The organism is Lactococcus garvieae (assembly GCF_016027715.1).
Classification (GTDB): Bacteria; Bacillota; Bacilli; order Lactobacillales; family Streptococcaceae; genus Lactococcus; species Lactococcus garvieae_A.
In genome coordinates, this window is record NZ_CP065691.1 from 1,601,943 (window position 1) to 1,628,616 (window position 26,674).

Genomic DNA, 26,674 nt, shown 5'->3' on the forward strand with positions numbered 1-26,674 from the left:
TTGATTTATCTTTTTTATCTTTTGACTTCAAACTTTCGTGTCTCTCGCTTTGGGCGGGCCACGAAAAAAGCGCTCCAGAGGTCCCGAGCGTTTAGGTGCAAGTAAAAAGAGGCGGGTGTCTACCGCTTGTGCTGTGCTGTGCTGTGCTGTGCTGTGCTGTGCTGTGCTGTGCTGTGCTGTGCTGTGCTGTGCTGTGCTGTGCTGTGCTGTGCTGTGCTGTGCTGGTCGATTATAAGTCATCACGTTCACCCCGTCAAGTCTTTTAAAATAAACTAAGAATCTCTCTCATAATATTTTAACATTTGTTTCTCTAAGGTTAAAATGATTTCATATAGATTACATAAGTAATAATAAAAAGAAAACCGTCCTTGCTGGAAAAATCAGTAAGCATTTCACAGAAGATGCGTTCGATAAAATGGTAAAATTGCACTATGACTATTACATTTAAAAATGTTACTAAAAGCTACGGGGATAAAGCCGTACTTTCTGATATTAACTTATCCATTGAAAGTCATGAATTTTTTGTACTTGCTGGATCTTCTGGTGGTGGGAAAACAACCTTACTCAAAATGATTAATCGTTTAATTGAGCCTAACCAAGGACAAATTTTTATTGACGATCAAAATATACAATCAATCAATTTACGTGATTTGCGTTTGCAGATAGGCTATGTGTTACAGCAGATTGCGCTCTTTCCTAACATGACCGTTTTAGAAAACGTCGGTATCATACCTACCATGAAAGGCTGGAGTAAAAGTGAAGTCCGTGTCCGTGTACTCGAGTTACTGCCCTTAGTGGGACTTGATGCAGATAAATATCTCAATCGTTACCCGCACGAACTTTCTGGTGGAGAGGCTCAACGGGTCGGTATTTTACGCGCGCTAGCTTGTAAACCTAAAATCATTTTAATGGATGAGCCTTTTTCCGCTCTTGACCCCATCTCTCGTAAACAACTGCAAGATCTTGTTAAGGATTTACAAAAAACTCTACAGATTACAACAGTCTTTGTCACACACGATATGGCGGAAGGCATGGCGATGGCGGATCGTATCGCAATCATCAAAGACGGAGAACTCCAGCAGGTTGGTCCTCCTCAAGAAATTTTGAGTGCCCCTGCTAATGACTTTGTGGCGGACTTTTTTACGGACTATCAGCAAGACTTTTCTCAGTACAAGCTAAAAAATCTCGAAAAAGTACTCCAAGAGCAGGACTTTTCGGAAGATACTCCATTGTCTGATGTTTTGAAAAAGATGGAGGTAAAGACTCATGAATAATTTGATTACCACTTTTCAGCAGCAAGAACATCAGTTTTGGCAGGCGTTACTGCAGCATATTCAGATTTCACTGATTTCGCTATTTATTGCTATTTTGATTGCCCTCCCTCTCGCTCTTTTGTTAAGACGTTATCCGAAGATGGCTGAGCCCTTGCTGCAAATCACAGGGATTTTTCAGACCATTCCCAGCTTAGCTCTTTTAGGACTTTTAATCCCTTTTATCGGGATAGGCTCACTCCCGGCTATCGTGGCCCTAGTGGTGTATGCTCTCTTTCCCATTATTCAAAACACCTATACGGGACTCCAACAAATTGATAAGTCACTGATTGAGGCAGCAACTGCTTTTGGTATGAACCGTCGAGAACGCTTGATGAAATTTGAGTTGGCCCTTGCTATGCCCTTCATTATGGCAGGTATCCGGACCAGTGCCGTCATGATTATTGGTACAGCTACTCTAGCTGCTCTTATCGGAGCAGGTGGACTTGGTAATTTTATCCTTCTAGGGATAAATTCCAATGATGTGTATCTTATCTTGATTGGAGCGATTTCTTCTGCTTTGCTGGCGGTTCTCTTCTCAACCTTGCTTCGCTTCTTAGAAAAAGCCAAGATTCGGACAATCTTGATCAGCTTCTTTGCTGGTTTCTTACTGCTCCTTGGCTCCTACTACAACCCCCAAGCGACTAATCATCCGCAGATTACTATTGCGGGTAAGTTGGGCGCTGAGCCGACGCTCTTGATTAATATGTATAAGGAAGTAATCGAAAAGAACAGTGATATCGAGGTAACGCTTAAACCTAACTTTGGTGACACTACTTTCCTCTACAATGCTTTGAAGTCTGATAAGATAGATATTTACCCCGAGTTTTCAGGGACTGTCTTAACGACCTTTTTAAAACAGCCGACTCAATCTACGGATCCAGAAAAAGTCTATGAGGAGGCACGCGCTGGTATTGATAAACTTGATAACTTTATTTATCTTTCACCGATGGAATTTCAAGATACTTATGCCTTAGCTGTTAAAACCAGCTATGCACAAAAACATAATCTTAAAAACATTTCAGATCTGAGCCGTTTACCTTCAGTCAAAGCGGGATTCGACTTAGAGTTTGCAAACCGACAAGATGGTTACAAAGGCATACAGAGTTTATATGGTTTAAACTTTGATGTTAAGACTATGCAAACGAGTCTCATCTATAACGCTTTAAAAAACAGCAATATCGATGTGGCTCAAGTCTATTCTACGGATAGTCAAATCAAGCAATATCAGCTTACTGTATTAAAAGATGACAAGAATCTTTTCCCGCCTTATCAGGCTGCACCATTGATGAGTAAGGAATTGCTGAAAAAACATCCTCAGTTAGAACAAATCTTAAACAAGTTAGCCGGACAGATTACGAATCAAGAAATGATTGATATGAACTATGCGGTCAATGTTGAACAAAAAGACCCTGCAGCTGTTGCCCATGACTTTTTAGAAAAGCATAACCTCCTCTAGTTTTTTGTCTTAAGCACTGTTTTCTCTCTATCAAGAGCTCTGCCACAGGAGCTCTTTTTGTTTTTAGAAAGTTATTCCATAAAATCCCAAAGTTAATCTATGCTATAATTAAGTTATGAAAAAATATGATGTAATTGTTGTGGGGGCTGGCCCTTCAGGCATGATGGCTGCTATTGCTGCTGCTGAAAATGGTGCCCATACAGCTTTAATAGATAAAAATAAAAAAGTAGGAAAGAAACTCTTGATGACAGGTGGTGGGCGTTGTAATGTGACCAATAGTCACTCTGTTGATGAGATTATCTCCCATGTACCAGGAAACGGCCGCTTCTTACACAGCGCCTTTGCACAATTTTCTAACCTTGATATTATTGACTTCTTTGAAAAGAACGGTATCGCTCTAAAAGAAGAAGATCACGGGCGAATGTTCCCTGTCACTGATAAATCAAGAACGATTGTGGATGCTCTTTTTGATAAAATAAACGCACTAAAAGTCGATTATTTCCCAAGCTCTGCCGTTACGCAACTTAATATAGAGAACGGCGCTATTCAAGGTCTTGAAACCGAGTCTGATAGTTTTGAGGCTTCTTGTATTGTCTTATCCACTGGGGGACGCGCTTATCCTTCTACAGGTTCTACGGGAGATGGCTATACACTCACGAAGAGTGCGGGACACACGATCACTTCACTCTACCCGACAGAATCACCTTTGATGTCTTCTGAAAAATTTATCAGTGACAAAACTTTACAGGGCATTTCTCTTCGTGATATACGTTTAAGTGTGCTTAATTCTAAAGGGAAAACGCTGGTTGAGCAGCAGATGGACATGCTCTTTACACACTTTGGTATCAGTGGTCCAGCTGCGCTGCGTTGCTCAAGTTTTATTAACCAAGAGCTTGCAAAAGGTGCAGAAAGTGTCACTGTAGAACTCGATAGTTTTCCTGAAAAATCTGCAGCTCAACTCCTACATGAATTGCAACAAACTGCTCATGACAATGGAAAAGCAGCAAAAAATGCCTTTTCATACTTAACTCAGGAACGCTTTTTACTCTTCTTGTTGGATCACGTCCAAATTGATGCAGATATGCCTGCTAAACAATTGACCGAAAAACAACTGGAAAAACTCAGTCAGATACTCAAAGCTTTTCCTATCAAAATTGATAAAACTTTCCCTATCGAAAAATCTTTTGTCACCGGTGGTGGTGTGCACCTCAAAGAAATCAATCCTAAAACGATGGAAAGCAAGATAACTCCTGGTCTCTATATGACAGGAGAGCTTTTAGACATCAATGGTTACACGGGTGGCTATAACATCACTTGTGCTTTTGTTACCGGCCATGTCGCAGGAAGCCACGCTGCCGAAGCAGCTTCATATATGAAATACTGAACATTATTACTGAAAGTCTTCAGAAAACAAGTTAATTCTTGCATTCTTTCTAACGAAATGGTATTATATTTAAGTACCAATTCGCGGAAGTGGCGGAATTGGCAGACGCGCAGGATTAAGGATCCTGTGGCCTATCTTGGCTGTGCGGGTTCAAGTCCCGCCTTCCGCATCTATCTTAAAAGCACTTGTTATTTAACTGGTGCTTTTTCTTTACACAAATTAAAACAAAAGTTTTCAGTGAGAACATTGGTAAAATACATTTAGACGATATACCTATTGAGTTTATTCGCCTGCCTCCTGTTCTACTAAAATTATTTATTGGAGGACATTATGCTTTATTTATTCTTCTTTCTCGCACTTGCTGCAGGGGGCTTTCTCCTGACCAAATATAAGGACCGCAGTATTTTCGGTGGTTTACTCTTTTCTGCGGGACTGCTTCTCTCCTTCTTTACTCTATTGATTTTAGCCTTGGTTTTTCTTGATCAGAAAAGCCCTCAAGGTTCTATGCTTGCACTAGGTATTTTCTATCTGCTGCTTCCTTTAATCTTTTTAGGCATTTGTATTTACCTTATCTTTAACTCGCAAACCATGCGTACAAAAGAGGGTAAAAGTTTGACTGCTAAACTTTCTGCGGTCTTAGGATTGAACTTAATCATTAGCATTCCTCTGTTTCTCTTTTTGATTACTGGGGTTATAAACGTTCCTTTAGCACTTAATATTATCCTCATCTTCATCTTGTTGCTTGATTTAATACTTACATTTATCTTTCTTGCTTACCTGTTCTACTCTTGGATGTATCAGATGTTCCCTGTTAAAAAGCAAATCGACTATATTATTGTTTTAGGTTCAGGCATTACGAGCGAGGAGGTTCCACCACTACTAAAAAGTCGTTTAGATAAAGGCATCGAATATTTTTATAAAAATCCATCTTCAAAGTTCATAGTCAGCGGTGGTCAAGGAGCTGACGAGCCTGTTTCTGAAGCTTATGCCATGAGAAAATATCTTGTCTCGCAGCATATCCCTCAAGAGAGCATCATCATGGAAGATCAATCTACAACAACTTATGAAAACATGCTCTTTTCAAAACAACGCATTGAAGAAGACTGGCAACCCCATGCTCAGGATGGTAAAGCCCAGCCTGTTGTTATCTTTTCAACAAATAACTACCATGTACTGCGTGCCCGACTATACGCGCGTAGAGTCCATCTCAAAGCAGAGGGAGTTGGGGCACCGACAGCTTTCTACTTTTTACCTACTGCTCTTATCCGTGAATATATGGCACTCTTGTCTCACAACAAAGTTGGAGTGAGTGGACTTGTCCTGATCGTCTTCTTATTGCTGTTGGTGAGCTTCTTACCTCTCTAGATAAAATGAAAACACATGTCCCTTTGAACATGTGTTTTATTTTATACTTTTTGTTTTTATTTATGGAGCTGGATAAACAGCACTTTCAAATAATCCCCTTCAGGAAATGATTCAGCAACTCTGAAGTCAGAAGGCAAGTGTTCCTCTTGTAGAATATCAAACGCTACACCTTTACTTTTCAATGCTTGCTCAACCATCTGACGAAACTTGCTCCGGTTCACGTTGGCTGCGTTGGTCGACGCAATCAAGAGGCCCTGCTCATTTAAAATATCTACAGCTTCTTGAACGAGCTCTCCATAATTTTTCGCAACCGAAAAGGTCTTTTTCTTATTACGAGCAAAACTTGGTGGATCTAAAACCACGACATCATAACTCATCTCTTTTTTCTTAGCATAGTTAAAATAGCCAAAGACGTCCATCACATAGATTTTTTGTGTCTCGGGATCAATACCATTCATAGAGAATTGCTCACGTGTCTTCTCCAGTGAACGTTTTGCGAGATCCACCGAAGTCGTCTGACTGGCGCCACCAAAGGCAGCTGCTACAGAAAAAGCACCAGTATAGCTGAACATATTAAGAACTGTTTTGCCAGCAACTGAACCATTAGACAAAACACCTCGAACATTTTTCTGATCCAGAAAAATCCCCGTCATCAAGCCTTCATTCATGTATGTGGCGTAAGTCACACCATTTTCCATGACAGCCAAAGGTTCGGGAGCAGTTTGCCCATAGATATGCTGTGACTCAAAGTTAAGTCCTTCAAAACGAATTTTTTCGTATGCACCTTTGATTTCTGGATAAACCTTTTGAAAAGCTGCAATAATTATTGCCCGTTGTTCATAGATAAAGGTATTGTACCAACTAAAAACAGCATACTCCGCATAATAATCAACAGTCAGTCCACCTAGCCCGTCACCTTCACCATTAAAAATACGGAAAGCTGTCGTCAGTTCATCTTGAAAGAAAGCTAGTCGCGCAGCTTTTGCAGCTTCAAACTTGGTTTTATAGAAGGTTTGATTTATCTTCTCTTGTGCTTGAGTCAAGAGCCATCCTGCCCCTTTATTTTGCTTTGATAAGTACCCTCTTCCCAAAAAGTTTTCTTTTTCGTCTACAAAATCGACAAAAGAATCTTCCTGTGGGAGACTTTTTAAGTCTTCTTCAACAATTAACGGGAAAGCACGACGAAGTTTGGACGCCGCCTGCTTTTTTACTGTGATTTTCTTCATGATATTATTGTATCAAAAAAACAGACCTTGGTCTGTTTTTTATCTGATTATTTTTCTGTAAGGGCGTCAAGTCCTGGAAGAACTTTACCTTCAAGAAGTTCCATAGAAGCACCACCACCTGTAGAGATCCATGAGAATTTATCTGCACGGCCAAGGTTGATTGCTGCTGCAGCTGAATCACCACCACCGATGATAGATTTAACTCCTGGTTGAGCAATGATTGCATCCATTACGCCAATAGTACCTGCTTGGAAGTCAGGGTTTTCAAAGACACCCATAGGGCCATTCCATACAACAGTTTTAGCACCTTCAAGTTCTTTAGCAAAACGTTCAACTGATTTAGGACCAGCATCAAGACCAAGGAATCCAGCATCAACTGCTTCACCTTCAGTGTCTTTAACTTCAGTATAACCAGCAAAAGCGTTAGCTTCTTTTGAGTCAACTGGCAAGATAAGTTTACCTTCTGCTTTTTCAAGCAATTCTTTTGCCAAGTCAAGTTTGTCTTCTTCAACCAATGAATCACCGATTTCGATGCCTTGAGCTTTGAAGAATGTGTAAGCCATACCACCACCGATGATAACTTTGTCAGCTTTGCTGAGCAAGTTTTCGATAACACCGATTTTATCTGAAACTTTTGAACCACCAAGGATCGCTACAAATGGACGAACTGGGTTTTCAACTGCTTCTTGGATATAAGCAATTTCGTTTTCAAGCAAGAAACCAGCAACGGCTTTATCAACGTTTGCAGAAATACCAACGTTTGAAGCATGTGCACGGTGAGCAGTACCGAAAGCATCATTTACGAAGATACCATCTCCGAGTGAAGCCCAGTATTTACCAAGTTCAGGATCATTTTTAGATTCTTTTTTGCCATCAACATCTTCAAAACGAGTGTTTTCAACAAGCAAGATATCGCCATCTTTTAATTCAGCAATAGCAGATTCCAACTCAGCACCACGTGTAGCACCAGGGAAGACAACTTCTTTGCCCAATTTTTCACCCAAAGCTGCTGCTACTGGAGCAAGAGATTTACCAGCTTTGTCTGCTTCTTCTTTAACACGTCCAAGGTGAGAGAAGAGAATTGCACGTCCGCCTTGTTCAAGTACATACTTGATTGTTGGAAGTGCTGCAGTGATACGGTTATCATTAGTAATTACGCCATCTTTAAGTGGGACATTGAAGTCCACACGAATAAGAACTTTTTTACCTTTAAGATCTACATCTTTAACAGTCAATTTTGCCATTTTCTGGAAATCTCCTATAAATTTTTATTTAGTAATAAAGTAATTATATCACAATTTGAACAAAACTTTCTGTACAAGCTTTGGATTAAAAGTCATTCTTCTTCATAGAGTATTCTCTTGATTTTTTCCTTTAAACGGTATTTTTCCATTCGATGCAACTCCACTCCTGACAGATGATTCTCCAATAAATTACGGTATCTCAAACTCAAACTTTGATGAACCTCTTCAAGTAAAGTAACTGAAATTAAGTTATATTCAGGACTGGTAGCTTTGCCTTTAAGGGCATCAGAATATTCATATATATCTAAACCAGCCCCACAATCAAAACCCCGCTTAAATGCTCTTTCTCGTCTTTTTATATCAATCAACCGTTGCTTATATCGCACTTTAAAATGGCAAAATAGTTTTTCCTGTGTCACGCCATCTTCAAGTAAATGGTATAAAACTAGTCGCCCTTCTTGCTGATAATCATCCATTGTCCAAAAATTTATTTTAATTAAATGACTGTTCTTCCAAACAATATGTTGAAGTGAATGGAATAACTCTTCAAGCTGTTCTTTATCTAAATTATTTTCTGCCATCTTGCATTTCTCTCCTCTCTAAGCAAGTCCTGAACCTCTTATCTTTAGTTTTTATGCTTTCCCCCTTCTTAGCTGGTGTTCTACTCCTAACAGTAGGATACCACAGCACAGAATAATTTTATTTATCAAATTATTTTTGTTCTTTAAATTTATAAAACATAATAGAAAATCTAGACATTTTTTAAGTTACAGATTGAAAAATGACATTTTACCAAACTAACTAGAATATAAGCACACTTATTTTTACACTAAAGTAATTTATAAAAATTATCTGATAGTTAACATAGGAACTTCACTTTCTTCACAAAAACAAAAAACCAGCTAAATAAATATTTTAACTGGTTCTTCAATATTAAATTTCTAGAATAAATTTCGTTTAACGCTTATCTTTTTACTACTTGTACCACTTGTTTATACTGAAGCTTAACTAAAAAGTGCAATATAAAACACCAAGAGTCATGCAACTCTTGGTGCTAATGATGCCGAGGACCGGTTTCGAACCGGTACGAAGGTTACCCTTCGCAGGATTTTAAGTCCTGTGCGTCTGCCAGTTCCGCCACCCCGGCAAAATATGGAAAATCTCCCACTAAGGGAGAACTAACAAAGCGAACGACGAGATTCGAACTCGCGACCCCAACCATGGCAAGGTTGTGTTCTACCCCTGAACTACGTTCGCAACGCTTGAAATCCTTTAGCTGTACCCGAAGGTCCGAACAGTTAAAGTAATGCCGACTACATGATTCGAACACGCGACCCTCTGATTACAAATCAGATGCTCTACCAACTGAGCTAAGTCGGCTATAAAAGAAATGCGGATGAAGGGACTTGAACCCCCACGCCCTAAAGCACTAGAACCTAAATCTAGCGTGTCTGCCAATTTCACCACATCCGCTTGACAAGTTCTTTTACGCTTTATACCTCAACCTAATGTTAAAGTATGACCCGTGCTGGGCTCGAACCAGCGACCCTTTGATTAAAAGTCAAATGCTCTACCAACTGAGCTAACGAGTCTATTTCTTCTATTTCCTTTCAAGTATCTCTACTTGAAACGGTTCCGACGGGAATCGAACCCGCGATCTTCGCCGTGACAGGGCGACGTGATAACCGCTACACTACGGAACCTATGGGAGTTAACGGGATCGAACCGCTGACCCTCTGCTTGTAAGGCAGATGCTCTCCCAGCTGAGCTAAACTCCCAATCACTTGGCATTTACCATATCTCACAGGGGGCAACCCCCAACTACTTCCGGCGTAATAGGACTTAACTTCTGTGTTCGACATGGGAACAGGTGTATCTCCTATGCAATGAATACCAAATCATGGTCTGAATGTATTGAACACTCAAAACTAAATAACAATCTCACAATAAATATGTAAAGCTGAACTCATAAGTTCTATTCTTTGGTAAAGTCCTCGAGCTATTAGTACTGGTCCGCTCCATCCCTCGCAGGACTTCCACTTCCAGCCTATCAACCTGATCATCTCTCAGGGCTCTTAATTCATAAAGAATGGGAAATCTCATCTTGAGGTGGGCTTCGCACTTAGATGCTTTCAGCGCTTATCCCTTCCCTACATAGCTACCCAGCGGTGCTCCTGGCGGAACAACTGGTACACCAGCGGTAAGTCCACCCCGGTCCTCTCGTACTAAGGGCAGATCCTCTCAAATTTCCTACGCCCGCGACGGATAGGGACCGAACTGTCTCACGACGTTCTGAACCCAGCTCGCGTGCCGCTTTAATGGGCGAACAGCCCAACCCTTGGGACCGACTACAGCCCCAGGATGCGACGAGCCGACATCGAGGTGCCAAACCTCCCCGTCGATGTGAACTCTTGGGGGAGATAAGCCTGTTATCCCCAGGGTAGCTTTTATCCGTTGAGCGATGGCCCTTCCATGCGGTACCACCGGATCACTAAGCCCTAGTTTCCTACCTGCTCGAGTTGTAGCTCTCGCAGTCAAGCTCCCTTATACCTTTACACTCTACACATGATTTCCAACCATGTTGAGGGAACCTTTGGGCGCCTCCGTTACTCTTTAGGAGGCGACCGCCCCAGTCAAACTGCCCGACAGACACTGTCTCCCACGCCGATTATGCGTGTGGGTTAGAGCAACCATGAAGCAAGGGTAGTATCCCAACAGCGACTCACTTGAAACTAGCGTCCCAAGGTCAAAGTCTCCTACCTATCCTGTACATGCTTCACAGGTACTCAATATCAATCTGCAGTAAAGCTCCATGGGGTCTTTCCGTCCTGTCGCGGGTAACCTGCATCTTCACAGGTACTAAAATTTCACCGAGTCTCTCGTTGAGACAGTATCCAAATCATTACGCCTTTCGTGCGGGTCGGAACTTACCCGACAAGGAATTTCGCTACCTTAGGACCGTTATAGTTACGGCCGCCGTTTACTGGGGCTTCAATTCAGAGCTTCGACCGAAGTCTAACCCCTCCTCTTAACCTTCCAGCACCGGGCAGGCGTCACCCCCTATACATCACCTTGCGGTTTAGCAGAGAGCTGTGTTTTTGATAAACAGTTGCTTGGATCTTTTCACTGCGGCTGTACATAGTACAGCACCCCTTCTCCCGAAGTTACGGGGTCATTTTGCCGAGTTCCTTAACGAGAGTTCTCTCGATCACCTGAGGCTACTCGCCTCGACTACCTGTGTCGGTTTGCGGTACGGGTAGTATTATATTAAACGCTAGAAGATTTTCTTGGCAGTGTGACATCAAGGGCTTCGCAACCGTAGTTGCTTCCCCATCACAGCTCAATGTTAAAGGAAAATGCATTTGACACATTCCACACCTCACTGCTTAGACCAGAATCCATTAACTGGCTCCCTTTAGCCTACTGCGTCCCTCCATCACTTATAATACTAGTACAGGAATATCAACCTGTTGTCCATCGACTACGCCTTTCGGCCTCGCCTTAGGTCCCGACTAACCCAGGGCGGACGAGCCTTCCCCTGGAAACCTTAGTCTTACGGTGGATAAGATTCTCACTTATCTTGCGCTACTCATACCGGCATTCTCACTTGTAATCGCTCCAGCACCCCTCACGGTATACCTTCATCGCTGATTACAACGCTCTCCTACCATTTAATTATTATTAAATCCACAGCTTCGGTAATATGTTTAGCCCCGGTACATTTTCGGCGCAGGGTCACTCGACTAGTGAGCTATTACGCACTCTTTGAATGATAGCTGCTTCTGAGCTAACATCCTAGTTGTCTGTGCAACCCCACATCCTTTTCCACTTAACATATATTTTGGGACCTTAGCTGGTGGTCTGGGCTGTTTCCCTTTCGACTACGGATCTTAGCACTCGCAGTCTGACTGCCGCACATGTGTATTAGCATTCGGAGTTTATCTGAAATTGGTAACCCGAGATGGGCCCCTCATCCAAACAGTGCTCTACCTCCAATACACTTAAATTGCGACGCTAGCCCTAAAGCTATTTCGGAGAGAACCAGCTATCTCCCAGTTCGTTTGGAATTTCTCCGCTATCCACAAGTCATCCAAACACTTTTCAACGTGTCCTGGTTCGGTCCTCCAGTGCGTCTTACCGCACCTTCAACCTGCTCATGGATAGGTCACTAGGTTTCGGGTCTACATCATGATACTAAAGCGCCCTATTCAGACTCGCTTTCGCTACGGCTCCGCCTCTTCAGCTTAACCTCGCATCATAACGTAACTCGCCGGTTCATTCTACAAAAGGCACGCTCTCACCCATTGACGGGCTCGAACTTCTTGTAGGCACACGGTTTCAGGTGCTATTTCACTCCCCTCCCGGGGTTCTTTTCACCTTTCCCTCACGGTACTGGTTCACTATCGGTCATTAAGGAGTATTTAGGCTTGGGAGATGGTCCTCCCGGATTCAAACTGGATTTCGCGTGTCCAGCCCTACTCAGGATACTGCTAGGTATAAAGTCTATTTCAAATACGAGGCTATTACTCTCTTTGGCTTACCTTCCCAGGTAATTCTTCTATAAACTTTAAGTCCACGTTGCAGTCCTACAACCCCAAGAAGCAAGCTTCTTGGTTTGGCCTGTTTCCCGTTCGCTCGCCGCTACTTAGGAAATCGTTTTTACTTTCTCTTCCTGCAGGTACTTAGATGTTTCAGTTCTCTGCGTTACCTTCACGTAAGCTATGTATTCACTTACGGATACTATGCATAACATAGTGGGTTTCCCCATTCGGAGACCTAGGGATCAATGCGTACTTACTGCTCCCCCTAGAATATCGTCGTTAGTCACGTCCTTCTTCGGCTCTTAATGCCAAGGCATCCACCGTGCGCCCTTATTAACTTTGCCATTAAAACAAGTATAAGTTTTTTCGAACTATTTAAAATAATTCGCAGCTTTACAGAAATGTTTAAAACATTTCTCGGTTTATTTATCGTTATAAGATATTGTTATTTAGTTTTCAATGATCAATTCCTATTTTTACGTCTTCGTTGACAAGATACTTCCGTATCTTATGGAGCCTAGCGGGATCGAACCGCTGACCTCCTGCGTGCAAAGCAGGCGCTCTCCCAGCTGAGCTAAGGCCCCTTCTCTCAACGCAATCTTCTCTATCTTGCATCAAAAGACTGCTTGTATGGTCTTTATAGACCCCTCAAAACTGAATAAAGTAGAACAACATCTTTTTTTATATTCCTTAGAAAGGAGGTGATCCAGCCGCACCTTCCGATACGGCTACCTTGTTACGACTTCACCCCAGTCATCGGTCTTACCTTAGGAAGCGCCCTCCTTGCGGTTAGGCAACCTACTTTGGGTACTCCCAACTTCCGTGGTGTGACGGGCGGTGTGTACAAGGCCCGGGAACGTATTCACCGCGGCGTGCTGATCCGCGATTACTAGCGATTCCGACTTCATGCAGGCGAGTTGCAGCCTGCAATCCGAACTGAGAATGGTTTTAAGAGATTAGCGCACCCTCGCGGGTTGGCGACTCGTTGTACCATCCATTGTAGCACGTGTGTAGCCCAGGTCATAAGGGGCATGATGATTTGACGTCATCCCCACCTTCCTCCGGTTTATCACCGGCAGTCTCACTAGAGTGCCCAACTTAATGATGGCAACTAGTAATAAGGGTTGCGCTCGTTGCGGGACTTAACCCAACATCTCACGACACGAGCTGACGACAACCATGCACCACCTGTATCCAGTGTCCCGAAGGAACTCCTTATCTCTAAGGATAGCACTGGTATGTCAAGACCTGGTAAGGTTCTTCGCGTTGCTTCGAATTAAACCACATGCTCCACCGCTTGTGCGGGCCCCCGTCAATTCCTTTGAGTTTCAACCTTGCGGTCGTACTCCCCAGGCGGAGTGCTTAATGCGTTAGCTGCGCTACAGAGAACTTATAGCTCCCTACAGCTAGCACTCATCGTTTACGGCGTGGACTACCAGGGTATCTAATCCTGTTTGCTCCCCACGCTTTCGAGCCTCAGTGTCAGTTACAGGCCAGAGAGCCGCTTTCGCCTCCGGTGTTCCTCCATATATCTACGCATTTCACCGCTACACATGGAATTCCACTCTCCTCTCCTGCACTCAAGTCTCCCAGTTTCCAATGCACACAATGGTTGAGCCACTGCCTTTTACATCAGACTTAAGAAACCACCTGCGCTCGCTTTACGCCCAATAAATCCGGACAACGCTTGGGACCTACGTATTACCGCGGCTGCTGGCACGTAGTTAGCCGTCCCTTTCTGGTTAGATACCGTCACTTAAGTAACTTTCCACTCTACTTAACGTTCTTCTCTAACAACAGAGTTTTACGATCCGAAAACCTTCTTCACTCACGCGGCGTTGCTCGGTCAGGGTTGCCCCCATTGCCGAAGATTCCCTACTGCTGCCTCCCGTAGGAGTCTGGGCCGTGTCTCAGTCCCAGTGTGGCCGATCACCCTCTCAGGTCGGCTATGTATCATCGCCTTGGTAGTCCTTTACACTACCAACTAGCTAATACAACGCGGGATCATCAAGTAGTGAAGCATTTGCTTCTTTTAAATAAGAATCATGCGATCCTCATTGTTATGCGGTATTAGCGTTCGTTTCCAAACGTTGTCCCCCGCTACTCGGCAGATTTCCCACGCGTTACTCACCCGTTCGCCGCTCTTCATAAAGATAGCAAGCTATCTCTAATCATCGCTCGACTTGCATGTATTAGGCACGCCGCCAGCGTTCGTCCTGAGCCAGGATCAAACTCTCATTTAATTTTAGTTCACAAATGAACTGGCTGTGTTTTTGTTTTGTCTTTCATTATTGAATTGACAGTTGGTATACAAGAAGTTCCCTTCTCGCATATAGTCATTCTACTTTATTCAGTTTTCAAAGGTCTATCGCTCTCTCAAGAGATGTGCTCTCTCGCGACAACTATTATATTCTATCAAACTACCTCCCAGCTGTCAAGAATAAACTGTGAATTTTTACCTTTTTTTTCGCCTACGTTCGGAAAACCCCGCCGTTGTCAGCTTCTTTAACGCTAAAAAAAACAATCCTTTTGGATTGTTTGGACTATTTTATCTTAAAAGAGGTCTTCAAAGAGACTTAATTGATTATCTTCTGGCATACCATTTAGAATTCCCATTGATTTCATATTGTCTACAACGGTTTGAGAAACCCCACCACGTTTACGAAGCTCCATAATACTTAGGAATTCTCCATCTTTACGTGCTTCAACAAGCTGTTTGGCCACATTCTCACCCAGGCTATCCATTGTAATGAATGGAGGGATAAGTGTGTCGCCATCAATGACAAACTCTGTTGCCTCACTGCGATAAAGATCGATTTTGCCAAATTTATAGCCACGCTCAAGCATTTCATTACAAAGCTCTAATGTTGTCATCAAAGCTGTTTCGGTATTTGTAGCGTCAAAACCTTTATCGCGGATTTCTTTCATTTTGGCTTTAACTGCTTCAAGTCCAGCACCCATCGTAGCGACATCAAATGCTGTAGCACGGATGGAAAACCAAGCACAGTAATAAAGGATGGGCTTATGTACCTTAAAGTAAGCAACCCGTAGAGCCATCATAATGTAGGCAGCAGCATGGGCCTTTGGAAACATGTATTTGATTTTAGAGCAGGACTCAATATACCAGTCGGGTACACCATGTTCACGCATCGCGTTAACATAAGTCTCTCTTTCTTCTGCTCCAATCTTACTCCACATACCTTTGCGGACACGCTCCATAATATTGAAAGCCATAGACTCATCTAAACCAGCGTGAATAAGATAAACCATGATATCATCACGACAGCCAATAACACTTGATAAGTCCGCAATTCCAGAGCGAATCAACTCTTGGGCATTTCCAGCCCAAACGTCCGTGCCATGCGACAGTCCTGAAATTTGTAATAAGTCTGCAAAAGACTTCGGTTTAGCTTCCGCAATCATATTCATTGAGGTGAAAGTACCCATCTCTGGAATACCCAACGTGCCAAGTTTGGCACCAAGTTGTTCTTCTGTAATCCCCAAGGATTCTGTGCCTGTAAATAACTTCATCACTTCTTCATCATCCATTGGGATATCTTGAGGCACAATACCGGATAAACTTTGCAGTTTTCGAATCATTGTGGGGTCATCATGCCCTAGTATATCGAGTTTCAGGATATTATCATGGATAGCATGGAAATCAAAGTGAGTCGTTTGCCATTCTGCGCGAACATCATCTGCGGGATATTGGACCGGGGTAAAATCATAAACATCCATATAGTTAGGAATTACAATTATCCCCCCGGGATGCTGTCCTGTGGTACGTTTTACTCCGGTGGATGTCATAGCGAGTCGATCAATTTCGGCATTGCTATAAAACTGGTTATAATCTCGCTCATAACCTTTTACAAAACCAAAGGCCGTTTTTTCGGCAACCGTACCTATTGTCCCGGCACGGAAAGCATAGTCTTCTCCGAAAATATCTCGAACATCTAAGTGGGCTAGCGGTTGATCATCACCTGAGAAGTTCAAGTCAATATCAGGAACTTTGTCCCCTTTGAAACCAAGGAAAGTTTCGAAAGGAATATCATGTCCATCTTTTACTAGTTTATGGTCACATTTGGGACAGTCTTTATCAGGCATATCATATCCTGAACCATAGCTTCCGTCATCATAGCACTCGAAATACTGACATTGAGGGCAGCGATAGTGCGGTGCAAGTGGGTTAACTTCCGTTATACCAATCATCGTCGCAACGAGTGATGAACCTACCGAACCACGTGAACCTACTATATAACCCCGATCATTGGAGCGACGCACAAGCTCTTGGGAGATGATATAAACGACAGAAAAACCATTACCAATAATTGAACGTAATTCTTTCTCCAAACGTGCGTCAACAATATCTGGCAAAGGGTTCCCATACCATTCATGTGCCTTTTCGTAAGTTAAACGTGTAATACGTTCTTCTGAACTTTCTCCACCTTCGAAAGTCATCTTCGGTGTATAGAGATCATCTCTTACGGGAGTGAGTTCTTCAAATCTATCTGCCATTTTCTGCGTATTTGTAATAACAATTTCACGCGCTGTGGCTTCATCTAAAAAGCTAAATTCCTCTAGCATTTCATCGGTCGTGCGAAAATGCGCTTCAGGCAATGGCAAAGGTTTGGCGTGTTCGCCTCTTCCTTGATTCCAGTTTATTTCTGCCCCTTGTCCAAGAGAACGGATAATAATCTCACGGTTAATCGCATCTTCCGGGTTAAGATAATGTGCATCTCCTGTGGCTAACACAGGTTTATCTAACGTCTTACCAAGTTTAATCAATTCTTTTAGCGTTTGGTGCAATTCCTTCTCACTCTTGAAATTACCGCCAACAACTAAGGACTGGTAAAGTGCAGGAGGCATGACTTCGATAAAATCATAAAACTTGGCAACTTCCAAAGCTTCTTCAAAGGTTTTGTTCGTTATCGCATCAAAAACTTCACCTGATTTGCAGCCTGAGCCAACAATAATACCTTCTCTGTGTTCTTGCAAGACAGAGCGCGGAATACGTGGCACACCAGCCAAATATTTAACATTTGAATAGCTTACGAGCTTAAACAGATTTTTCAGGCCTGCTTGCGTTTGAGCATAGAGCGTCATGTGTTTTGGGCGAACTTTTTTATACGAGTCTTCCGCCACAAGCTTATCATTTAAGTCAAGAAGAGAGGTCCAACCATAACGATCTCTAACCTCATAGAGAAAGACAAATAAAAGTCTTCCGGTAGCTTCTGCATCATAGTTAGCCATGTGATGGTGCTCTAAACCAATCTGAAATTTTTTCGTCAGTTGTCCTAAACCAAAACGCTTCATTTCTGGATATAGGTTACGTGCAAACTCCAATGTATCAACGACGGGCTGTTTGATGATTGGCAGACCGTTTCTTTGATAGTTTATATTCATGAAACCAACGTCAAAGGTTGCATTATGTGCGACCAAAATACTTCCTTCGCAAAACTCTTGAAAAGATTTTAAAACTTCATACAAAGGTTTTGTATTTTTCAAATGGTCTTGTGTGATTCCCGTTAATTCTGTTGTAAATTCGCTAATATGGTAACCAGGATTAATAAATTCGTCAAATTCTGCAATAGGATTCCCTTTGTGCATCTTTGTCCCAGCAATTTGAATCAAATCATTATGTACGGCAGACAAACCTGTCGTTTCCACGTCAAAAACCACATAGGTTGACTCATACATATCGACATCTTCTTCGTTAAAAACAATTGGAATTTTGTCTTCAACAAGATTTGCCTCCACGCCATAGATGATTTTGACACCGTGCTTTTTCCCTGCTTGATGGGCTTCGGGATAGGCCTGAAGTCCAGCATGGTCGGTAATCGCTATTGCTTTGTGGCCAAACTTGGCAGCTTGCGCCACAAGTTTACTTGCAGGTGGCATGGCATCCATCGTAGACATATTGGTATGGCTGTGAAACTCGACACGTTTATCTTCAGCTGCTGCTTTATCTTCCCGAACTCTTTGGGTCGGAATTTCTTGCAAATCACTCATTTGCAAAACAAGGTCTTTTTTATAATCATCATGTTGGACAGTGCCTCGGACACGGGCCCAAAGTCCAGTAAGTTGTTTTGCAGTGGCTATTTCTTCATCACCACGAACCCATTTTGAAATATAAAAACTAGACGTATAGTCGGTCATCTCTATCTCAAGCAAGTGACTAATACTTCCCGTTTTGCGTGATTTAATCTCACGTAGCTCGCTCTTAAAAATATATCCTTCAAAAACAATCGAACCATGAGTTGAAAATTCACTCACTGAACGCATCGGTGTAATTGGCTCAGAGTTTTTGATTTCACGACCCATCTGAATTTTATCAGATTTTACCGCACTAATCTGTGAAGCAATACGGCTACAATCTTCCTTCTTAGAAATTTCCACCACATCATTTGCTGTCATGACTAGATCATCTTTGTAAACATCATGCGCAATATTACCACGCACGCGCAACCAAATGCCTTGGTCAAACTGAATGGAGCCATCTTCACTAAGATTAGCAGCTTTTACTTTCTCAACAATCGCATCAAACTGCGAAATTTCATTATCTTTTCGTCCCCATTTAACGACTTGAAAAACAGAAGTCTCATCCGCAATCTTTATCTCCAAAACATGATTTACTTTGCCTGTACTACTGCTTCCAAATTCCCGGTGTTGCGCTTCAAAGACATAACCTTCAAAGACAACGCCACTACCTTCACCAGCAATAAAACTCATCGAAGTTACAGGACTTGAGCCATTGATTTTACGTCCAAATGAAATTCCTTCTGCTAGAGCCGTATCAATCTTTTCTGGTGTTTTTTCGGCTTTAGTAGCTGCTTCATCAGAACGCATTTTTTTCAAATCGCTGATTTGATGTTGTGATGCAGACTCTGCCGCTAACATATTATTAACTTTTCGCTCGTGCGCTTCACGTTTTTCCTGTGTGAGCTTTTCGTCCACCACGGGGCGTATAGTAAGCTCACCAAAGCCAAATGCCTTTAATTTTTCCTCTAAAACCGGAAAATCTTTTTTTACAAAATGATCCAACTGTGGATTATCTTCAACAAGAAGATTTATCTGCACGCCGCGTTGTTCGATATGGTATTTTTTGAAGATATTAGCGAAAGCTGTATCCGCTAAGTCTGGTAATGTTAAAGCAACTTGATAGTAATCATTGAGTAGTTGCTCGTTAAATTCTGGCTGATTTACTTCTATTGAGAGTTCTGTTTCTGCGATATTTGAAAAAGCCGTTTCAATTAGCCCTGACAAGACTTTCCATTGTTCAACAGGAAGAATTTCCTCAAATCTTAATTGGAACTTCCAAAGTTTACGCTCAGTGTGAACCTCTACATTTTCGATTTCTGCGGTGGAAAAAAGAGCCGATTCGCGAATTTGGCCTGGCATTTTTATCTGTTCCATCAATTTTTCAAAAAGATTTTCCATGTTTTCTCCGAATATCTCTATTTTTCTTTATCCTCAATTATAACAAAATCAAAAAGAAAAAACCGTCTCATTCGACGGATATTTTCCTCTTTTCTTTTGTGAAAAACTTTTACTTTTATTATTTAGCCAGAATTTCAATAGTATTCACAAGCTCTTCTTTGTTGATTTCAATGACTTCACCAGTAGCACGAATTTTAACTTCGACGATACCTTCACTTGCTTTTTTACCAATAGTCACTCGAACAGGTAAACCAATCAAATCGCTGTCCGCAAACTTGACACCTGCACGTTCATTACGATCATCAACAAGTACTTGATAACCCTTGCCTCTGAGCGCTGTTTCCAGCTCCGCAGTTACAGACATCGCTTCTTCATCTTTTATATTGACAGGGACTAAGTGGATGTCAAATGGCGCCAATTCTTTAGGGAAATTGATTGACCAGCTGAATTTGTACTCTTCACGTGGTGTTTTTTCTACATAGATGCGAGCAAACTGCTCAAGAATAGCAGAGAGCATACGGCTTACACCAATACCATAGCAGCCCATTACCATAGGAACAGCTCGGCCATTTTGGTCAAGCACATTCGCACCCATTGAATCAGAATAACGTGTACCTAACTTAAAGATATGACCAATTTCGATACCTCGGGCAAATTTAAGTGTTCCACGTCCATCTGGTGACATTTCGCCTTCATTTACGGTACGTAAATCAACAAATTCTGAGACTTCAAAATCACGGCCAAGGTTAGCATTACGATAGTGGAAACCATCTTCATTTGCACCAATAACAGCATTTTTGAGAGGCTCAACTTCACGATCAGCAATAATTCTAACTTCTTGAAGTCCAATTGGTCCAAGGGAACCAAAATGTGCTCCAGCTAAGCTTTCAACATCTGCTTCTGTAGCTGGCTCAACAACATTTGCCTCCAGATAATTTTGTAGCTTAACTTCATTGAGTTCATCATTTCCATGCATAAGAACGACAACTAATTCTTCATCAGCTCGGAAAACGAGTGTTTTGATTGTTTCCGCAACGTCCACTCCCAAAAATTCTGCTACTTCGTCAATTGTTTTGGCATTAGGAGTTGCAACTTTTTCAAGTTCCAACGTTTCAGTATAGCTGGCAATATTTTCAAATTTATTGGTAGCCATTTCTAAGTTGGCTGAATAGTCGCCACCTTCAGCATAGACAACAGTGTCTTCCCCAGCAACTAACCATTTACTTAATTCTTCTTTGATTTGCTCAATAACTGAATTAGGGATTTCATCAATGGATTCAATAGAATTTCCCAACACTAACCATTTTTCAAGGTCTGTACGATCTGCTGTGATAGCCATAAATTCTTGACTATCTTTACCGCCCATCGCGCCCCCATCACCAATAATGCCTTTGAAATCAAGGCCAGCTCGTCTAAAAATGTTTTCATAAGCACGTTTATAATCGTTGTAAGTTTCATCAAGACTTTCATAGTCTGCATGGAAACTATAACCATCTTTCATGATAAATTCACGACCACGGAGTAAACCATAACGAGGTCGTTTTTCATCACGATATTTTGATTGAATTTGATAAACATTTAAAGGAAGTTTTTTATAAGATGTTACTTCATCACGCACCAAAGCGGTCATTGTTTCTTCATGGGTAGGGCCCAAGATAAAATCTGAGTGATCTCTATTTTTAAGCTTGTAGAGGTCATCCCCATAAGTATCGTAACGGCCAGATTCTCGCCAGAGATCCGCTGTTAATAGAGCCGGTGCCAAGAGTTCTACAGCCCCAATTTCTTCAAATTCCTCACGCATGATTGTCTTTAATTTTTCAAGCACACGATTTGCTAATGGTAAATAAGCATAGATTCCCGCTGATACTTGGCGCACATAGCCTGCACGTACTAAAAGAGCATGGGAGATAACTTGTGCATCACTTGGCATTTCGCGAAGTGTTGGGATAAGCATTTTTGATTGTTTCATATTTTATTATTCCTTAAATTTTCGTTTCTTATCTGATAAAAGCGCGGAGAATATCATTCCAAGTCACAGCGATCATGAGGACAACCATAAAGACAAGACCAATAAGGGTTAATACTCCTTCTTTTTCTTGTGAAAGTGGTTTACCACGTAACGCTTCAACTATGTTAAGAACAATTTTACCACCATCAAGAACAGGTATTGGAATGAGATTTACAATTCCGAGATTAATGGACAGCATAGCAAGCAAAGCAATAACAGATACTATTCCTTCACGCGCTGCCTGACCACTTAAGTCATAGATAGCAACCGGACCACCCAGCTTATCAAGACTCGGTTGGGAGATGAGGTTACCTAAAGCTTTAAAGATTAAAGTCGTGGCATTGATCGCCTGTGTAAACCCACCTGTGAGTTTATCTATAAAGCCCGTCTTGATGGATTGGGTGATACCAATACGGTATCTACCTTCTATTTTTTCAGGTTTAATTTCTACTGACTTGTTGGTCCCATCCCGTTCGATATCAAACGTGATGGCTTTTCCTTCATTTGCACTTATGCGTTGAACAACTTCATTCCAGTTGTTTGTTTCATGTCCATCTACGGCTTGGATTTTGTCCTTAGGTTTCAGCCCTGCCGTATAAGCTGGTGTCCCTGATTGAATTTGTCCAATCTGATTTGTATTTGAAGGTACACCACCTTGCATAAAAGTGATAATGATAAAAGCTATAATTCCTAAAATAAAATTATTTAAAGGACCTGCAAAGTTTGTCAATATCTTGCCGATTACGCTAGCACTTTGATATTGTACGTCGAGAGGCGCGATACGGATTTCCGTGCCATCGCCTTCAATGATCGTTGCATCATGGTCAACTGAATAACGTGTAATTTCTCCAAAAACTTCGCCTTCGATGAAAAGTTCTTTTTCAAAATCGTATTCAGTGACCAACATGGGGACACTATTTTCCAAGGTTACCCGGTCTGAAAGATTAATTTTTACGACCTGATTGTCAGCAATCATTACAGAGGCTGGTGTACCTTTTTTTATTTCTGTAGTATCGTCACCCCAGCCAGCCATACGAACATAACCACCAAGAGGAAGAATACGAATACTATAAAATGTACCGTCTTTGGCTTGATGCGCAAAAATTTTCGGACCCATACCAATCGAAAATTCCCGAACTAAAATCCCCGCGCGCTTTGCAAAGAAAAGATGACCATATTCATGTACAACAACAATAATGCCAAAGACAATAATAAATGTTACCAGTGTTTGAATCAATAATGATCCTCCCTTAATATTCTAAACTTCTGTTCTTTTCTGAAGATTTTTAGAGCTCGATTTCTTATTTTCTTTGAAATAAAACTCTCCTTAACACTCTATTTTACCTAAAGCGTAATAAAAAGTGAAGTGAGAGTATTTTAAGTGCAACAACTTTAACTGACCAAGCTTAAAAGAGGCCAAGTAAGTGCATAATTGGAAAGACAAAAATTAAGTTATCAAAGCGGTCAAGTACGCCTCCATGTCCAGGTAATAGTTTACCTGAATCTTTAACACCATAATGACGTTTAATACTTGATTCTACTAAATCTCCGATTTGTCCCACGATTGAGAAGACTATAGTGAAAAGAATAAGTTTGATAAATCCAATTTGCGGTAATTCATTCTTATAAAAGATAAACATAAGGATGGCAACAACCACTGCTGAGGCCACTCCTCCAATAGAACCTTCCACTGTTTTATTAGGTGAAACTTCAGGTATCAGCTTACGTTTACCAATAGATTTCCCCACAAAGTAAGCTCCAATGTCTGTTGCCCAAACAATGAATAAGGCGAGAAAGACAACAGCTAAACCACTTTCGCGTGCTAAAAGTAAGCTTTGAAACCCAATCCCTACATAAAAAGCAGAAAGGAAAGGGAAGCCAATATCATCAAAATTATACGAACCTTTGGATAAAACCATAGCTGTCAACATGGCAAACAAGCATAGCATGAAGAGAAGCATACTCCCTTCAGTTGGCATTCCAAAGAAATATTTACCGATAGGTAAGGCTAAGCAAAGTGCCGCCATTGTTGATAAAATGCCTTCAAAGGACATCAGCTGCAGTTTATGCATCTTGAATAATTCATTCATAGCTAACATAACCAATATAGCTATGAAAATTTGGAAAAAAGCCCCGCCCATCAACATGAGTCCTATAAAAACGGCTCCTCCGATAATAGCGGTGATTATACGCTTTATCATTTTACTCCTCCATATCTACGATCACGCTTTTGAAATTCTAAGATGGCAGCATCTAGGGCTGCTTCATCAAAATCTGGCCAAGATGTATCAGTAAAATAAAGTTCACTGTACGCAGCTTGCCAAGGTAAAAAATTAGACAGGCGTAACTCGCCTGAGGTACGAATAATCAAGTCTGGATCGCGTAATTCCTCAGGTAAGATAGACGTTTGCAAGTACGAAGAAAGTTCTTCTTCAGTAATGTTAGTCATGTCCTTGCCACTTTTCGCCAGTTCTTGTACAGCTAACAAAATGTCGCGTCGCCCACCATAATTCATGGCAAAATTTAAAATCATTCCCGTATTATTGGCTGTTTCAGCCGCAGCTCGATCAATGGAATTCAATGTCGCTTTTGGTAGGCCATCCCGTTCGCCAATCATCCTAATTTGGATATTTTCTGCATTAAGAATTGGCAGATATTTACTATAGAAGTCAATCGGTAAACTCATGATAAATTTAACTTCATCCATCGGACGAGACCAATTTTCTGTCGAAAAAGCATAGACAGTCATTACCTTTACTCCACGGTGTTGACCATGAATAGCGGCTGTTTTCAAGGCATCCATTCCGGCCTTGTGCCCAAAAATTCTTGGCTTACCTTGGCTTTTAGCCCAACGACCATTTCCATCCATAATGATTCCAATATGCTGTGGCACTGGAATTTGCTCTTGCGAGTTATTTTTTAAGTTATTAAACATAGCACCTCACAGTTAGTACCCCCATTTTATCATATTTTGAAGAAAAACACAGTGTAATTCGACATGTTTTGCTCTCTGATAGGTCTGGAGAGGTTTTCATACATGCTTTATCTTCATGTGATTTCTTTAAAATGAGAGGCAATTTTTGAAAAAGAAAAAACCTATCAAACTTGATAGGCTTTTAAACTTATCTTTTATTGCTTATTCTTCGATTGGGTTATCTTCAGTTTTTGTTTCTTCAACCACTGGTGTTTCTGAAACTGTTGGTGCTACAACAGTATTGTTTTTTACTGTTTTTACAGCTGCACGATCAAAAGTTAAGATTACACCTTCACAATCAAGTTCGATTGTAGCATCAGCTTCATTGACAGCACTCAAAGTACCATGCAAACCACCGATAGTCACGATATCTGCACCAATAACCATTGAATTCAATTGTTCTTGACGTTGTTGTTGGGCTTTCTTTTGGCTACGGTTCATGAAGAACATCATCCCACCTACTACAACAACCATTAAGATCAAAGACATCATATTCATTTATTAATTTCTCCTTTAAAACATTGATTATCCACAGACAATAGGACTATTATAGCACATTTTGTAAGGGCTGTCTATAAATATTTTCCTGCTTCTCGGCGGGATAAAGAAGATAATTCATCGCTATGTTGTGAGAGAAACGCTCGCACCCATTCTGGATTAGTCTTGGAATAGTCACGCAAAGCCCAACCTATTGCTTTATTAATAAAAAATTCATTTGATCCCAAATTGTTGAGAATAACTTTTGATAAGAGGTCTTTATCGGTACTTTCTTTAAAACCCAGTTGACAATCAATAGCAATTCGCCGAACCCAAAAGTTGTCATGCCTAGACCATTGTAAAATGATTTGGACAGCAGAAGAATCAGATTGCAATATCGTTCCTACAAGTTCATCTAAACTATCTACTGTTTCCCACCAAGATTTTTCCGTTGCGAGTTGCTGGATTTTAGGTAAATCTGAAACAGTCAGAATTTTCTTCATTTGACGAAGATAGTCACAAGCGAGATACTGAAATTCTCTTTTTTCCTCTAACCATAACTTATCCACAAGGCTCCAATCAATGGCCTTCTCTTTGGCTTTTTCTTTAAGAAACTCCTTGGATAAGGCACGGCGCACTGGAGAAGTTAAACCTAAAAATTTAAACTGATGACGTAAATATGCTTCTTGTTTGGCTGCTCTATCGATGTCCGCATGTGTCTGAAATTCCTCAATAATTTTCATTTATGGTAAGCACTCCCTCGGTTAATCATCTGTGCCCGATAAACTTGTTCAATCAATACGAGGCGCATAAGTTGATGTGGTAAGGTAAAGCGTCCAAATGAGATCTGTAAGTCACTTCTTTTATACACAGCATCAGAAAGCCCTAAGGAACCGCCGATTACTAAAACTAAATTGCGTGTACCATAAACTTCACAATGTTTTACAAATTCTGCTAAATCTTCGCTCGTCATTAGCTTTCCTTGAATTGCAAGTATGGCCAACTTATCCCCATCCTCAATACGTGCGAGAATTTTTTCACCTTCACGGTTTTTAACAGCTTCTTTTTCCTTATCCGATGGGTTATCGGGAATCTTTTCATCAGGCAATTCTATGATTTCTACTGGCATCATAGTACGCATCCGCTTTTGATACTCCGCTATACCATCCTTTAGATATTTCTCTTTCAGCTTTCCTACAACGATAAATTTTATTTTCATACTCCTATTTTATCTTTTTCCCCAATTGAA

Annotated in this window: 14 protein-coding genes, 9 tRNA genes, 3 rRNA genes and 2 pseudogenes; 5 read left to right on the top strand and 23 right to left on the bottom strand. The window is 41.3% G+C overall.

Going from position 1 to position 26,674, the window contains the following annotated elements; all coding sequences use genetic code 11:
* The first annotated feature begins 431 nt into the window (after positions 1-431).
* The 5 genes from I6G50_RS08035 (at position 432) to I6G50_RS08055 (ending at position 5,518) form a co-directional block, all read left to right on the top strand.
* Positions 432-1,274: an ABC transporter ATP-binding protein gene (locus I6G50_RS08035; RefSeq protein ID WP_197908481.1), complete on the top strand. Its 843-nt coding sequence runs from the start codon at positions 432-434 to the stop codon at positions 1,272-1,274.
* Entirely contained in the window at positions 1,267-2,769 is a 1,503-nt protein-coding gene (locus I6G50_RS08040; RefSeq protein WP_197908483.1) for an ABC transporter permease/substrate-binding protein, read from the top strand. The genes I6G50_RS08035 and I6G50_RS08040 overlap by 8 nt, the downstream gene beginning before the upstream one ends.
* Before the next feature lie 115 nt (positions 2,770-2,884).
* Entirely contained in the window at positions 2,885-4,153 is a 1,269-nt protein-coding gene (locus I6G50_RS08045; RefSeq protein WP_197908485.1) for an NAD(P)/FAD-dependent oxidoreductase, read from the top strand.
* An 83-nt stretch (positions 4,154-4,236) separates the two neighbouring features.
* Positions 4,237-4,322, top strand: a tRNA-Leu gene (locus I6G50_RS08050).
* A gap of 161 nt (positions 4,323-4,483) precedes the next feature.
* Complete coding sequence (locus I6G50_RS08055) at positions 4,484-5,518, top strand: YdcF family protein (RefSeq protein WP_197908487.1); 1,035 nt, start codon at positions 4,484-4,486, stop codon at positions 5,516-5,518.
* A gap of 56 nt (positions 5,519-5,574) precedes the next feature.
* Here I6G50_RS08055 and I6G50_RS08060 read toward each other — a convergent pair whose 3' ends face one another.
* The 23 genes and pseudogenes from I6G50_RS08060 to rlmH all read right to left on the bottom strand — a co-directional run bounded on the left by I6G50_RS08060 (position 5,575) and on the right by rlmH (position 26,644).
* Positions 5,575-6,744, bottom strand: coding sequence for a class I SAM-dependent rRNA methyltransferase (locus tag I6G50_RS08060; RefSeq protein WP_197908489.1), 1,170 nt, complete (start codon positions 6,742-6,744; stop codon positions 5,575-5,577).
* Positions 6,745-6,791: 47 nt separating this feature from the next.
* A complete protein-coding gene (locus I6G50_RS08065; protein WP_197908491.1) occupies positions 6,792-7,988 on the bottom strand; it encodes a phosphoglycerate kinase in 1,197 nt (398 codons plus the stop codon).
* 92 nt (positions 7,989-8,080) lie between these two features.
* Positions 8,081-8,569 carry a competence protein gene (locus I6G50_RS08070; RefSeq protein WP_197908492.1) on the bottom strand — a complete coding sequence of 163 codons (489 nt, stop codon included), beginning with the start codon at positions 8,567-8,569 and terminating at the stop codon, positions 8,081-8,083.
* Between the two features lie 480 nt (positions 8,570-9,049).
* Positions 9,050-9,135: transfer RNA gene (locus I6G50_RS08075), tRNA-Leu, on the bottom strand.
* A 38-nt stretch (positions 9,136-9,173) separates the two neighbouring features.
* Positions 9,174-9,245, bottom strand: a tRNA-Gly gene (locus tag I6G50_RS08080).
* 50 nt (positions 9,246-9,295) lie between these two features.
* Positions 9,296-9,368, bottom strand: a tRNA-Thr gene (locus I6G50_RS08085).
* A gap of 11 nt (positions 9,369-9,379) precedes the next feature.
* Positions 9,380-9,461, bottom strand: a tRNA-Leu gene (locus I6G50_RS08090).
* 46 nt (positions 9,462-9,507) lie between these two features.
* Positions 9,508-9,580, bottom strand: a tRNA-Lys gene (locus I6G50_RS08095).
* 38 nt (positions 9,581-9,618) lie between these two features.
* Positions 9,619-9,691: transfer RNA gene (locus tag I6G50_RS08100), tRNA-Asp, on the bottom strand.
* A gap of 2 nt (positions 9,692-9,693) precedes the next feature.
* Positions 9,694-9,766 (bottom strand) — tRNA-Val (locus I6G50_RS08105).
* A gap of 4 nt (positions 9,767-9,770) precedes the next feature.
* Positions 9,771-9,886, bottom strand: a 5S ribosomal RNA gene (rrf, locus tag I6G50_RS08110).
* 84 nt (positions 9,887-9,970) lie between these two features.
* Positions 9,971-12,873, bottom strand: a 23S ribosomal RNA gene (locus tag I6G50_RS08115).
* 167 nt (positions 12,874-13,040) lie between these two features.
* Positions 13,041-13,113 (bottom strand) — tRNA-Ala (locus I6G50_RS08120).
* A gap of 110 nt (positions 13,114-13,223) precedes the next feature.
* Positions 13,224-14,772 (bottom strand): 16S ribosomal RNA (locus tag I6G50_RS08125).
* Together the 16S, 23S and 5S rRNA genes with 8 tRNA genes alongside form the textbook arrangement of a ribosomal RNA operon.
* Positions 14,773-15,082: 310 nt before the next feature.
* Positions 15,083-18,940: pseudogene (locus I6G50_RS08130) on the bottom strand (PolC-type DNA polymerase III); the annotation flags it as partial.
* Positions 18,941-19,432: 492 nt separating this feature from the next.
* A pseudogene (locus tag I6G50_RS10565) lies at positions 19,433-19,966 on the bottom strand (PolC-type DNA polymerase III N-terminal domain-containing protein); the annotation flags it as partial.
* Positions 19,967-20,084: 118 nt separating this feature from the next.
* Entirely contained in the window at positions 20,085-21,935 is a 1,851-nt protein-coding gene (locus I6G50_RS08135; protein ID WP_003136058.1) for a proline--tRNA ligase, read from the bottom strand.
* A 28-nt stretch (positions 21,936-21,963) separates the two neighbouring features.
* Positions 21,964-23,211, bottom strand: a complete 1,248-nt coding sequence (rseP, locus tag I6G50_RS08140; RefSeq protein WP_197908496.1) for an RIP metalloprotease RseP — start codon at positions 23,209-23,211, stop codon at positions 21,964-21,966.
* A 169-nt stretch (positions 23,212-23,380) separates the two neighbouring features.
* Positions 23,381-24,175 carry a phosphatidate cytidylyltransferase gene (locus I6G50_RS08145; protein ID WP_003136056.1) on the bottom strand — a complete coding sequence of 265 codons (795 nt, stop codon included), beginning with the start codon at positions 24,173-24,175 and terminating at the stop codon, positions 23,381-23,383.
* Complete coding sequence (locus I6G50_RS08150) at positions 24,172-24,909, bottom strand: isoprenyl transferase (RefSeq protein ID WP_003136055.1); 738 nt, start codon at positions 24,907-24,909, stop codon at positions 24,172-24,174. Before I6G50_RS08150 ends, I6G50_RS08145 begins: the two co-directional genes overlap by 4 nt.
* A gap of 201 nt (positions 24,910-25,110) precedes the next feature.
* Complete coding sequence (gene yajC / locus I6G50_RS08155; protein WP_003136054.1) at positions 25,111-25,446, bottom strand: preprotein translocase subunit YajC; 336 nt, start codon at positions 25,444-25,446, stop codon at positions 25,111-25,113.
* 74 nt (positions 25,447-25,520) lie between these two features.
* Positions 25,521-26,168, bottom strand: coding sequence for a DNA alkylation repair protein (locus tag I6G50_RS08160; RefSeq protein WP_197908498.1), 648 nt, complete (start codon positions 26,166-26,168; stop codon positions 25,521-25,523).
* Positions 26,165-26,644 (bottom strand): 23S rRNA (pseudouridine(1915)-N(3))-methyltransferase RlmH, encoded by a 480-nt coding sequence (rlmH, locus tag I6G50_RS08165; RefSeq protein ID WP_081165923.1) that lies wholly within the window; start codon positions 26,642-26,644, stop codon positions 26,165-26,167. The genes I6G50_RS08160 and rlmH overlap by 4 nt, the downstream gene beginning before the upstream one ends.
* Positions 26,645-26,674: the final 30 nt, after the last annotated feature.